The sequence below is a fragment of the Congregibacter sp. genome (genome assembly GCF_965660375.1).
Lineage (GTDB): Bacteria > Pseudomonadota > Gammaproteobacteria > Pseudomonadales > Halieaceae > Congregibacter.
Window position 1 is genome coordinate 1 of the sequence record NZ_CBFHZO010000090.1, and the last position, 12,232, is coordinate 12,232.

13 protein-coding genes are annotated in these 12,232 nt (G+C 58.1%); 2 read left to right on the forward strand and 11 right to left on the reverse strand.

Features of this window, described 5'->3' with window-relative positions:
- The 8 genes from ACTG3T_RS08320 to hrcA form a co-directional block, all read right to left on the reverse strand.
- On the reverse strand, nt 1-175 hold a 175-nt coding region (locus ACTG3T_RS08320), incomplete at its 3' end, for an acyl-CoA dehydrogenase family protein (protein WP_439101817.1).
- 39 nt (nt 176-214) lie between these two features.
- Nucleotides 215-1,393, reverse strand: coding sequence for an acyl-CoA dehydrogenase family protein (locus ACTG3T_RS08325; protein WP_439101804.1), 1,179 nt, complete (start codon nt 1,391-1,393; stop codon nt 215-217).
- Nucleotides 1,394-1,668: 275 nt separating this feature from the next.
- Nucleotides 1,669-2,544, reverse strand: coding sequence for a thioredoxin (trxA, locus tag ACTG3T_RS08330; protein WP_439101806.1), 876 nt, complete (start codon nt 2,542-2,544; stop codon nt 1,669-1,671).
- A 9-nt stretch (nt 2,545-2,553) separates the two neighbouring features.
- The gene (gene dapB / locus ACTG3T_RS08335; protein ID WP_439101807.1) at nt 2,554-3,342 is read right to left on the reverse strand and encodes a 4-hydroxy-tetrahydrodipicolinate reductase; all 789 of its coding nucleotides are present in this window, start codon (nt 3,340-3,342) and stop codon (nt 2,554-2,556) included.
- Complete coding sequence (dnaJ, locus tag ACTG3T_RS08340) at nt 3,339-4,469, reverse strand: molecular chaperone DnaJ (protein WP_439101808.1); 1,131 nt, start codon at nt 4,467-4,469, stop codon at nt 3,339-3,341. Before dnaJ ends, dapB begins: the two co-directional genes overlap by 4 nt.
- A gap of 126 nt (nt 4,470-4,595) precedes the next feature.
- The gene (gene dnaK / locus ACTG3T_RS08345; RefSeq protein ID WP_439101809.1) at nt 4,596-6,530 is read right to left on the reverse strand and encodes a molecular chaperone DnaK; all 1,935 of its coding nucleotides are present in this window, start codon (nt 6,528-6,530) and stop codon (nt 4,596-4,598) included.
- Between the two features lie 176 nt (nt 6,531-6,706).
- Entirely contained in the window at nt 6,707-7,312 is a 606-nt protein-coding gene (gene grpE / locus ACTG3T_RS08350) for a nucleotide exchange factor GrpE (protein WP_439101810.1), read from the reverse strand.
- Between the two features lie 169 nt (nt 7,313-7,481).
- Nucleotides 7,482-8,516 (reverse strand): heat-inducible transcriptional repressor HrcA, encoded by a 1,035-nt coding sequence (gene hrcA, locus ACTG3T_RS08355; RefSeq protein ID WP_439101811.1) that lies wholly within the window; start codon nt 8,514-8,516, stop codon nt 7,482-7,484.
- Between the two features lie 143 nt (nt 8,517-8,659).
- On the opposite strand from hrcA, the gene recN reads away from it, so the two are divergent.
- Complete coding sequence (gene recN, locus ACTG3T_RS08360; RefSeq protein ID WP_439101812.1) at nt 8,660-10,315, forward strand: DNA repair protein RecN; 1,656 nt, start codon at nt 8,660-8,662, stop codon at nt 10,313-10,315.
- 36 nt (nt 10,316-10,351) lie between these two features.
- Here the strand turns inward: recN and fur are convergent, their stop codons facing one another.
- Nucleotides 10,352-10,774, reverse strand: a complete 423-nt coding sequence (gene fur, locus ACTG3T_RS08365) for a ferric iron uptake transcriptional regulator (protein ID WP_439101813.1) — start codon at nt 10,772-10,774, stop codon at nt 10,352-10,354.
- Between the two features lie 72 nt (nt 10,775-10,846).
- Between fur and ACTG3T_RS08370 the strand changes: the two genes are divergently transcribed.
- Entirely contained in the window at nt 10,847-11,287 is a 441-nt protein-coding gene (locus ACTG3T_RS08370; protein ID WP_439101814.1) for an outer membrane protein assembly factor BamE, read from the forward strand.
- On the opposite strand, the gene ACTG3T_RS08375 is transcribed toward ACTG3T_RS08370, so the two are convergent.
- Nucleotides 11,272-11,592, reverse strand: coding sequence for an RnfH family protein (locus ACTG3T_RS08375; protein WP_439101815.1), 321 nt, complete (start codon nt 11,590-11,592; stop codon nt 11,272-11,274). The two genes, ACTG3T_RS08370 and ACTG3T_RS08375, sit on opposite strands and share 16 nt — an antisense overlap.
- Entirely contained in the window at nt 11,589-12,023 is a 435-nt protein-coding gene (locus ACTG3T_RS08380) for a type II toxin-antitoxin system RatA family toxin (protein WP_439101816.1), read from the reverse strand. The genes ACTG3T_RS08375 and ACTG3T_RS08380 overlap by 4 nt, the downstream gene beginning before the upstream one ends.
- Nucleotides 12,024-12,232: the final 209 nt, after the last annotated feature.

A 12,232-nucleotide genomic window follows, 5' to 3' on the forward strand; every position in this document is an offset into this window, starting at 1 on the left:
CTGCGAAGGGCACGCTCAGCCAGCCGAGCTCTGCAAAGGTTTGCCAAACTTCACGGCTCATCCCCTCGTCGCTGGCAACGATGCCACGCCGGGTGTCGAAGTCGTAATCGTCCTGAACAAAACGCGCGACGCTGTCACGCAACATGGTCTGTTCTTCGGAAAAATCAAAATTCATAACTTATCTCCTGCCCTTTTCCTGCGTTAGTCCGGCGCCTTAGAGGCCCAGCACAGCCTTGGCAATAATGTTTTTCTGGATCTCGTTTGAGCCGCCATAAACCGTAGCCGCGCGACCATACATGTAGCTTTGACGCGCAGCGCTACCGAAATCGTGGCCGATCACATTGCTGTCGAGCTCTGTCGGCAGCACACCCTGGTAGTGCGCTGCAACATCCATACGCAGCTCCTGTACCTGCTGCTGGATCTCCGTGCCCTTAATTTTGAGCAGTGAAGACTCAGCACCCGGTGCACCGCCCGCGGCCACCGATGCAAGAACGCGAAGATCCGTGAACTCAAGAGCCATAAGCTCAATCTCGATATCTGACAAACGCTTCTGGAACAGGGGATCATCGATCAATGCCTTGCCGCCATTCACCTCAGCCTCCGCAAGTTGACGCACCTCACGGAGCGCACGCTTGGAGTCTGCCACGCCGGCAATACCTGTCCGCTCGTGGGCCAACAGTGCCTTGGCGTAGGTCCAGCCCTTGTCCTGTTCACCGATAAGATTTTCCACGGGAACGCGAACATTATTGAATTCAACTTCATTCAGGCTGTGGTGATTATCGATGGACTCAATGGGGTTAACCTTGATGCCCTCGGACTTCATGTCAATGAGCAGAAAGCTGATGCCGTGCTGCTTCTTGCCCTCGCTGCTTGTTCTCACGAGGCAGAAAATCCAGTCCGCATGCTGCGCGTAAGTGGTCCAGATTTTTGCGCCATTGACCACGTAATGATCACCATCGAGCTCAGCTTTGGTTTTTAGGGACGCCAGATCGGAGCCGGCACCCGGCTCGGAGTACCCCTGACACCACCAGTCATCGCTGCTGAGGATGCGCGGCAGAAAGCGTGCTTTTTGCTCTTCATTACCAAAGGTATAGATGACCGGGGCCACCATATTTAAACCGAAGGGCACCACGTCGCGAATGCCCCGCGCCGAGCGCTCGGACTCGTAGATAAACTTCTGCGTGGGTGTCCATCCGGTGCCGCCGTATTCAACAGGCCAGCCAGGTGCGACCCAACCTTTTTCATTTAGCTTCTTCTGCCACTCAACAATCGCTTCACGATACTGCTTACTGTCACCCATGCGGGCACGGAGATCGTCGGTGTAAGCCTCATCAAAAAATGCCCGGACTTCGTCGCGGAAGGCGAGTTCCTCGGCTGAAAAACTGGTATCCACAGTTTGGTTCTCCTGTTGCTTGGCCTTGCGGGCCGGAATTGACACACGGAAGGATAAAACAATCGCAGATTTCCGTGGTTTTGAATTTGGAGTATGTTTTTCCTAGCGGCAGTACTCTAGCGCCCTTTGTCACTACGTACAAGCTTGCAACAACGAGAGTTGCATGGCCCAAAAACTACGTGACGGAGGGCCCCCAAAGAAGAGAGAAAGTGGTGGAGTACAGACTTTTACAGCTGCAAAGTCGGTGCCTGCGAGTGCCGACTAAGAATAGCCGCTCAGTACAGCAGGCTGAACAACTTGCGCTGATACTCCGCCGCCAAGGGGTCGCCCTTCCCCAGCGATGCAATGGTATCGAGGAGTGCTTTCTTCGTCGCGCCGTCCTTGTGATTGACGTCGCTACGCAGGATGAACAGCAGGCTCTCCAGCGCGTCGCGAAACTGTCCCGCTGCGCTGTACTGCACGGCAATCTGCTCCAGCAAATCCAGATTTTGAGGATCAGCCTTGAGCTGCTCCTCCAGGGCCACTAGCTCCGGGGAGCGGGACGCCTCCCGGGCCAGATTCAGCTGTGCCAGCAATTGATCATAAAGCGGATCCTGATCAACCATGGGAACGGCATCAAGCAGCTCCTGGGCATCGTCAAGGCGCCGGGCCTCGATCAAGGCGTGCACCAGACTCATGGCAATATCATGGCGCCGTCCACTGTCCTCATAAACGCCGCGCAACAGTGCGACAGCACCGGGGGCATCACCCGCCTGAAGCAGTGCATTCGCCTCCTGAAGCGCCGCGTCATAGGGCGAGGGCAAATGCTTCTCGAGCATTTCCCGCACCGCCTGCTCGGATTGGGCGCCCGCAAAGCCATCCACCGGCTGCCCATCGCGCATCACCATCACCGTGGGCAGGCTACGCACACCGAACTGCTGGGCGATCATCTGCTGGTCATCGGCGTTGACCTTGGCGAGCAAAAAAGCGCCCGCGTACTCAGTTGCCAGCTTTTCCAGCAGGGGCATCAGAACCTTGCAGGGTTCGCACCAGTCGGCCCAAAAATCGATCACAACCGGGCGCTGGGAAGACTCCTCAATGAGATAGCGGGCCGCGTTGCTTTCATCAATATTGACAATGGTCTCTGGCGTCTCAGGCATTCCGTCAATCATTAGCTTTCCCTATTCCCTCAGCTGCAGAACATCCTGCATATCGTAAAGTCCGGCAGGTTTGCCGGCGAGCCAGGCGGCCGCACGACAGGCACCGCGCGCGAAGGCCTCGCGGGTCCCGGCGCGATGGGTGATCTCAAGGCGCTCGCCTTCACTGGCAAAAAGCGCCGTATGATCGCCCACAATATCGCCACCTCGAATCGTGGCGAAACCGATGGTGCCGTCAACGCGTTCTCCGGTAATTCCTTCGCGGGTCATCACCGCGTGATCATCCAGCGCTACACCGCGGCCCGCCGCCATAGCCTTACCGATGGCCAGAGCCGTGCCGGAGGGCGCGTCCACCTTATGACGATGGTGAGCCTCAACTACCTCCAGATCAGTATCACTGTCGCTGGCTCGACTGGCGAGTTCCACCAGGCGCAACATCAAATTGACGCCAGTGCTGAAATTGGCCGACTGACAGATCGCAACCTTCTGCGCCGCGGCATTCACCGCGGCCTGCTGGGATTCATCGAGCCCGGTGGTACCAACAACCCAGCTGACGCCGGCTTGTGCGCAAGCCACCCCGTGCTGAGCGCTGGTAGCCGGTGTGGTGAAGTCTATGAGCACGTCAGCACGAGCCAGGGCTTCATCTATATCGTGGGTATACAGCGCGGCGGCTGCCGGTGAAGGCTGTGGAACGCTCTCGTCGAGAGCCAGGGTTACGGCGCTCAAAAAGAGGTCGTTACTGGACTCGACAAGCTCGATCAAGGTACGGCCCATGCGACCATTTCCGCCCGCGATGGCGACGCGTACGCTCACGGCTTGAGCTCATCGAAAAAGTGTTTCACTCCATCAAACCAGCTCTTTTGCCGAGGACTGTGGGCGTGGCCACCCTCTCCCATGCTTGTCTGCAACTCTTCGAGCAATTCCTTCTGGCGCTTGTTCAAATTGACCGGCGTTTCGATCACCGCCCGACAAAGAAGATCGCCAACGCCGCCGCCGCGAACCGGTTGTACGCCTTTGCCACGCAACCTGAACAGCTTGCCCGTTTGCGTCTCTGCAGGGATCTTCAGTTTCACCCGGCCATCCAGCGTGGGCACTTCCAGTTCCCCACCGAGGGCTGCATCCGCAAAGGTAATGGGAACCTCGCAGTAAAGATGTTTGCCGTCGCGCTCGAAGATGGGATGCTGCTTCACCGACATCTGCACAAACAGGTCACCGGGAGGGCCGCCTTCAGGACCCGCTTCGCCCTCGCCGCCGAGACGAATGCGGTCACCCGTGTCCACGCCCGGAGGAACTTTCACTGAGAGCTTTTTGGTCTTCTCGACACGGCCCTGTCCGCGACAGGACGTGCAGGGGTCAGAAATCGTGCTGCCGCGACCGCGACAGGTAGGGCAGGTTTGCTGTACCTGGAAAAAGCCCTGCTGCATACGTACCTGACCCGCACCGCCGCAGGTGCCACAGGTCGTAGGACTGCTGCCCTTGCGGGCGCCACTGCCATCACAGGTGGAGCAAGACGCCAGTGTCGGGACTCTGATCTCGACGGTAGTGCCACGCACTGCGTCTTCCAGAGAAATATCCAGGGTATAGCGCAGGTCGGAACCACGCTGTGCGCCGCCCCGCCCGCGGCCACCACCTCCACCGAAGATGTCCCCAAATACGTCGCCAAAAATGTCCGAGAAATTGCCGCTGCCGCCGCCAAAACCGCCGCCCATTTGCCCTTCGACGCCCGCATGGCCGTACTGATCGTAAGCCGCTCGCTTCTGGCTGTCGCTAAGCACCTCGTAAGCCTCGGAGGCTTCCTTGAACTTCTCGTCCGCCTTGGGATCATCCGGATTACGGTCCGGATGGTATTTCATCGCGACCCGGCGATAGGCTTTCTTGATGTCCTTTTCGTCGTCACTGCGGCTGACGCCCAGGACCTCATAGTAGTCGCGTTTTGACATATCACTTTGCGGTCAGGCCGCACCCCTTCCTAAATCGACAACGCGGGCCCATAAGTCCCGCGTCCCATAACACCCATGAACCGGCACTACAAAAGATAACTCTTCTGCAGCGCCGGACCGGCAAGTTTACTTCTTGTCGTCGCTGACTTCTTCGAATTCAGCGTCTACCGCATCATCGGCACCCGAGTCGTCACCGGCCTCCGCAGCGCCTTCAGCACCGCCCTCGGCCTGTGCTGCCTCAGCCTGGGCTGCGTACATCTTCTGTGCCACGGGGCCCGTTGCTTCAGTCAGCTTGGTAGCCGCTGCATCAATGGCATCCTTGTCATCGCCCTTGACCACCTCTTCCGCTTCAGAAATCGCCGCTTCGATGGCTGATTTTTCATCATCGCTGGCGTGCTCTCCGGCTTCTTCCAACGTTTTCTTGGCAGCGTTGACCAGACCCTCGCAGGTGTTGCGTGCGGAAATCAGCTCTTCAAACTGCTTATCGGCTTCGGCGTTCACCTCCGCATCGGCCACCATGGCCTCGATTTCGTCGTCAGACAGACCACCGGAAGCGGTAATGCGAATCGACTGCTCCTTACCCGTCGCCTTGTCTTTCGCCGACACATTAAGAATACCGTTGGCATCCAGGTCAAAGGTGACTTCGATTTGCGGCATGCCGCGCTGAGCCGGAGGAATGTCCGCCAGATCAAAACGTCCAAGAGACTTGTTCTGGGTCGCCTGCTTGCGCTCACCCTGAACCACGTGAATCGTTACCGCCGTCTGATTGTCATCAGCCGTGGAGAAAATTTGCGACTTCTTGGTGGGGATAGTCGTGTTCTTCTCGATCAACGGAGTAGCCACTCCCCCCATGGTCTCGATACCCAGGGTCAGCGGCGTCACATCCAGCAGCAGCACGTCTTTGACATCGCCAGCCAGCACGGCACCCTGAATCGAAGCACCCATAGCAACCGCCTCGTCCGGGTTCACATCCCGACGGGGATCCTTGCCAAAGAACTCGGCCACTTTGCGCTGAACCAGAGGCATACGCGTCTGACCACCGACCAGAATAACGTCATCAATCTCGCTGGGAGACAGATCCGCATCCTTGAGCGCCATCTTCAGCGGCTGCATGGAGCGCGTCACCAGTTCTTCCACCAGAGACTCCAGCTTGGAGCGACTCAACTTCACCACCAGGTGCTTGGGACCGGTTGAATCCGCCGTGATGTACGGCAGGTTAACTTCGGTCTGCTCTGAGTGTGACAGCTCGATTTTGGCTTTCTCTGCCGCTTCCTTCAGACGCTGGAGGGCCAGAGGGTCGTTGTGCAGATCGATGCCGCTTTCGGTCTTGAACTGGTCGGCGAGATACTCGATGAGACGCATGTCGAAGTCTTCACCACCGAGGAAGGTATCACCGTTGGTGGACAGCACTTCAAACTGATGCTCGCCGTCAACTTCAGCGATCTCGATAATGGAAATATCGAAGGTACCGCCGCCGAGGTCATAGACCGCGATGGTGTGATCGCCTTTGGCTTTGTCCATACCGTAAGCAAGAGCCGCAGCGGTAGGCTCGTTGATGATGCGCTTAACCTCCAGGCCCGCGATCTTGCCTGCATCCTTGGTCGCCTGACGCTGGGAGTCGTTGAAGTACGCCGGTACAGTGATCACCGCCTCGGTGACAGTCTCGCCAAGAAACTCTTCGGCGGTCTTCTTCATTTTGCGCAGCACTTCTGCCGACACCTGAGGTGGCGCCATTTTCTCGCCCTTGGCCTCTACCCATGCGTCGCCGTTATCAGCGGCCACAATCTTGTAGGGGACCATGGAAATATCTTTCTGCACAACGTCATCGGTGAACTTGCGCCCGATGAGACGCTTCACTGCGTAAAGTGTGTTGTGCGGATTCGTGACCGCCTGGCGCTTTGCGCTCTGGCCCACGAGAATTTCACCATCGTCGGTGTAACCCACGATAGATGGCGTCGTGCGGTCGCCCTCGGCGTTTTCGATCACGCGAGGCTTGCCGCCTTCAAGTACGGAAACGCACGAGTTCGTGGTTCCCAGGTCAATTCCGATTATCTTGCCCATGTCGTTTCTCCTGGCTTGCAGGCATCTGCACGTTCTGCACGTATAGATGCCGCCGTTGCAATAAATTCTGTCTTAGATGTGGGTCCGCAGCGGTGTATTTCAAGAGCGTTGGATGATATTTCCCGGCCCGCTCCCCCTTTCGCTGATTTTCCTGCTGACGCCAGCCTCGGTAGAGCCTAATCCGCCGCAGGGGCCTTGCTGACCATCACCATGGCGGGACGCACGAGGCGCCCGTTGAGGGTGTATCCCTTCTGCATCACCGAAAGCACCGTGTTGGGCTCGGCGTCCGGGTTTTCAATCATGCTCATGGCCTGATGGAGCTGTGGATCAAAGGGCTCTCCTGCGGGATCTACCTGCTCGATCTGGAACTTGCCGAGGGCTCCCACAAAACTCTTGAGGGTAAGATCCACCCCTTCGGCAATGGAGCTAAGCGCCGGATCATCACCGTTAATGGCATCCAGTGCCCGCTCAAGATTATCGACCACTGGGAGCAACTCGCTGCAGAAACGCTCAAGGGCATATTTGCGTGCCTTCTCCACGTCCTGATCAGCGCGACGCTGGGCGTTCTGCGCCTCCGCCTGCGCTCTCAGAGCCTGATCGCGGGCCAATCCCAGCTCCTCCTGAAGCTTTTCGAGCTGATCTTCCGCGGAGAGCTCGCTGTCAGCCGCGCTACCCTCTGGGGCATCGCCGGCGTCCTCTGTGCCCTCTGATACCTGCTCGTCTGTCACTGACTCTTCCGCCGCGTCCGCCAGCGGCTCCTCATCGCGTTTATCTTCCGCCACCGTGATCTCCTGGTGTTTTGATTAGAAAGGCGAGCATCCCCGCAAACTCGGCGGCGATAACTGTGTTTCAGCGGAAATGGGGGCAGAGCCCAAAATTACAAGACGAGCGGACGAAAAACTCTCAGACCCGAGGGCCAGGCGCTTGAGGGGAGACCGCCTTAAGCAACGACTAATGGCCCAGCGCGGCGCTCAACATCCTGGAGGTTACATCAACGATGGGAATCACCCGGTCATAAGCCATGCGCGTGGGTCCAATCACACCCAGCACACCCAGGGAGCGCGCCCCATCGCCGTAGGGGGAGGTGACCAGGGAATAATCACCGAAAATCTGGGAGCCAGCCTCCTCGCCGATAAAAATCTTGACGCCATCGGCCTCCGAGCAGCGCTCCAGCAGGTGCGAAAGATCCCGCTTGCTTTCCAGCGTCGAAAACAGCTCCCGAAGACGCGTGAGCTCCTCGGGACTGGCTCCCTCAAGCAATCGGGATTCACCGACGATCAGATAATCTGACAAGCGCGTCTCTTCGGCGAGCGCCTGCTGCGCCAAGTCCAGCATCGCTGATAGATAGTCGTCCAGGGAGCTTCGAGCCGCCTGAAGCTCCTGCTCCACCCTCTCCTGAACATCGGCAAGGGCCTGGCCGGCAAAGCGCTGATTGATTTGCGCCGCAGCGGCCCGCAGTTCTTCATCCGAAAACACACGCTGCGTGTGAATAATGCGGTTCTGCACCTCACGTTGGTTGATTACCAGGATCACCAGCACGCGATCTCCCGACAGCGGTAAAAACTCCACCTGCCTGAGCGGCTGCTGCGTGGGCTTGGGCACGGTGACTACGCCCGCCTGCGAGGTAATAGAGGACAGCATATTGGATGCAGTCTGCACCAGGTCGGCGGTGTTCCGATCGGGATTGAGCTCCTTGCGGAGGGAGTCGAAGGCGCTGGGATCCGGGTCGTCGGTGACCTGCAGCAGGCTGTCCACAAAAAACCGGTAGCCCTGGGCTGTGGGCACACGTCCGGCGGAGGTGTGAGGCGACTGGAGAAACCCGCGCTCCTCGAGATCCGACATCACATTGCGGACTGTTGCGGGACTCACCGACAGCCCGGCCTCCTCTCGCAGGGTCTGCGACCCCACAGGACTGCCATCGCGGATGTGCATCGCCACCAAGGTTTTCAACAAGGTCTCTGACCGCTCTGTCAGCTCACGACCCAAATGAACTCTCCCCATTATCAATCATGCAAGGTTTTAGCACAGACCCGCGGGAACACAAAGCGTCAGGCAAGATCCGCCAAATTTGCTGTTTATGCGCTGTGACGGATGGGTTATAACCCTCAGACACTCGGGATCGGACCGCTATGCTCAGCCAAATCACTATCAGCCAATTTACTGTCGTAGAGCACCTCGAGGTGGATTTTCGCGACGGCCTTACCGTGGTTACCGGAGAAACCGGCGCGGGAAAGTCCATCATGCTCGACGCACTGGGTCTTTGCCTTGGCGACCGCGCGGACCCCGGCGCCATCCGTCCCGGTGCGGATCGGGCAGATATCAGCGCACGCTTTGACATCGACAGCATGCCCGCTGCCAAGAAATGGCTGGAGACTCATGATCTGCAAGGGGACGGCGACTGTCTCTTCCGGCGGGTAATCACCCGGGAAGGGCGATCCCGTGCCTATATCAACGGCCGCCCCAGCACCCTGCAGGATTGCGCCGCCCTCGGTGAACTGCTGGTGGATATTCATGGCCAACACGCCCATCAATCACTGCTCCGCCGGCCATATCAGCGACTACTCCTGGATAGCTACGCAGGGCAGATATCTGCGGCACAGCGGGTATGCGGCGCTGCCAACGAATGGCTGCGGCTTCGCGACGAACTGGAAACACTGCGCAGCAATCAGCAGGAACAGGCAGATCGCGAACAGCTCCTGCGCTATCAGGTAGGTGAGCTCGACGAGCTTGCCCTCGGTGATGCGGAATTACAGAGCCTCGAGGATGAGCAGCGCGTTCTGGAAAACGCCGATGCCATTCAGCGCCAGGCGGCGGCCGCCATCGAACATTGCGACAGCAATGAGAGCGGCGTGCGTGCCGCGCTCGCCGCTCTTTCGGAAGGTCTGCACCAAGGCAAAACCATCGCGAACGTGCGCGAAATGCTGGACTCTGCGGCTATTCAACTAGGCGAAGCGCGGAGCGAGCTGCAGCAATACCTGGCGAGCACCGAGAACAATCCCCAGCGTCTCTCGGAAGTCGAAGCCCGTCTGGAGGCAATTTACGCCCTGGCAAGAAAGCATCGCATCATGCCCGAACAACTCAGCGCTCATCACCAGTCTTTAAGTGAAGAGCTGGCCACGCTGGATTCCAGCGATGAACGCGTTGAGGGTATGGAAGCGGCCCTCGCTCAGCAGCTTGACGACTACACAGCGCTGGCCGGCAAGCTCAGCGCCGCGCGAAAAAAAACCGCGACAAAACTCGAAAAAGAAGTATCCAAGCTCCTGAAAAAATTGTCGATGAGCAACTGCGAGTTCAAAATTGCGCTCAGCAAACGGGAAAGCAAGGACCCCCACCCCCTGGGGGCGGAGGACGTCGAGCTGCTCATCAGCACCAACCCGGGGGCAGACCCGCAGCCCCTGGGACGTATCGCGTCCGGTGGCGAGCTATCGCGGATCAGCCTGGCTATTCAAGTGGCGACTGCCGGGAACACCACCGTGCCCAGCATGGTTTTTGACGAAGTCGATGTGGGTATTGGCGGCGCTGTGGCCGAGGTAGTGGGTCGCCTTCTGGCTGACATGGGCAGGAATGCGCAGGTCCTGTGCGTGACTCACCTGCCGCAGGTCGCGGCCCAGGGGCAGCAGCATTTACAGGTCGAGAAATCGGGCAAAGGCAAGCAATTGGCGTCAACGCTTCAGGAGCTGGACGACAATGAGCGAGTCAGAGAGATCGCTCGCATGCTGGGCGGTCTGAAAATGACCGAGAACACGCTGGCTCACGCGCGGGAGATGCTGGAGAGTCGAGACTGAGAGCTTGCGTCTGGCGGTTTACTCTTAACTAACTTTTTATTTACTGTCCGGGCGCTTGCGCACTTTCAATACGAGAGAGTGATCAACGAGCTCAAAACCGTGCTCTTCAGCGATTTTCTTCTGCCGCTCTTCGATCACGGGGTCGGTGAATTCGATCACCTGACCCGTATCTTCACAAACCATGTGATCGTGATGCTCGCCATGATCCAGCTCGAAGACCGAGTGGCCCCCTTCAAAATTGTGCCTCGTTACCAGTCCCGCCCCTTCAAACTGCGTAAGGACCCGGTAAACCGTGGCCAGCCCGACGTCCTCTCCGGCATCGCGAAGGGCCTGATACACGTCCTCAGCACTCATGTGCCGCTCATGTTGCTCCGAGTCCGCCAGAATCTGCAGGATTTTGATGCGCGGAAGCGTGACTTTAAGGCCAACGCTACGAAGGTCTTGATTACTAATTGGCATACGGGATGCACTTCTCTGAATGGACACTCATCGGTATGATGCCACCCCTACCCCACCAGTGGAAGTTAGTCCTTGATCCGACCTCGATACATTTTACGAGTCACGCTGCTCACAGCCGTCCTGCTAGGGCTTGGTGCCTGCGGATTCGTGGGTTTCCCCGGCGTGTATAAAATCGATATCGAACAGGGCAACCTGGTCACCCAGGACATGATCGAACAACTCCAGCCCGGTATGAGCCGGCGCCAGGTACGCTTCATCATGGGGTCACCCCTGGTCGAGGATACCTTCCAGCCCGACCGCTGGGATTACCCCTACGTTATTCGTAACGGCACAGAAATCATTCGTGAGGCCCAGGTGCGAATTTTCTTTGAAGGGGACCGGCTGGTAAACATCACCGGTGACTACCTGCCGGACTGGGCCAACCCTGACTCCAACCCCAATAATAATGCTGAAACCGACGGCGAAGCAGAGCAAGGATTGGGAGAAGCTGAGAGCGATCAGTCAGCCGACTGAGTCTCCCGTCGTGCCTTGGCACGCGCCGCCCGCTCTTTTCGCACTTCTTTGGGATCAGCCAGCAACGGCCGGTAAATCTCCACCCGATCCCCCGCGCGAAGAACCTGCGTTTGAGCGACCAGATGACCAAAAATGCCCAGGCGCGTATCTTCCCCAAGCGTCAGCGCATCAAACTGCTCTTCGATGCCCGACTGCCGCGCAGCCTCTATAGCCGTCGTACCCTCGGGCACCGAGAGCTTGAGAATAGACTGACGATCCGGCAGCGCATAGACCACCTCAACGGCAACATCCGAGCTGTCATTCATAGGCCGTAGACATCCTGGGCCCGACGCACCACCGCATCCACTAGATTGCCGGTTACCCGATCAAACAGTTTCGCAGCGGCCGCACTCAGCAGCCCCCCGCGAAAACTGAATTCCAGGTCGAGGGAGACCTTACAGGCCTGCTCGGCCAGCGCCTGAAATCGCCAGGCCCCCGCAAACTGCTCGAAAGGACCGTCCTTGAGCGTCAGCCGAATTTCTTTGTAGGGCACCAGTTCGTTAAGCGTAGTGAAGCTGTGAGAAATGCCGCCGCGCGCCAAATCAAGGCGTGCCTCCATGTGTTCAGCATCAGTGCGCAGGATCGATGCCCCCACGCAACCATCCATATACTGTGGATAGGCCTCCACGTCATTAACCAGAGCGAACAACTGCTTGTCCGAGAAGGGTAACAACGCACTTCGATGAATAGAGGTCATAATAATGGGGTCACAATGTAGAGATCACAGACCTAAGGTAGGTCGCTATTTGCCGTCAGGGCACTAATGATAACCAGAGCCACGCGAAGGCAATCACGGGCACGGCCACAAAGCGGATGAGAAAATACCACAGAGAAAACAGGATGTCGGGCTCCCGAGCCAGCTCTTTGCGCAAAACATCCCGGGGCATACGCCATCCAACGAAAAGC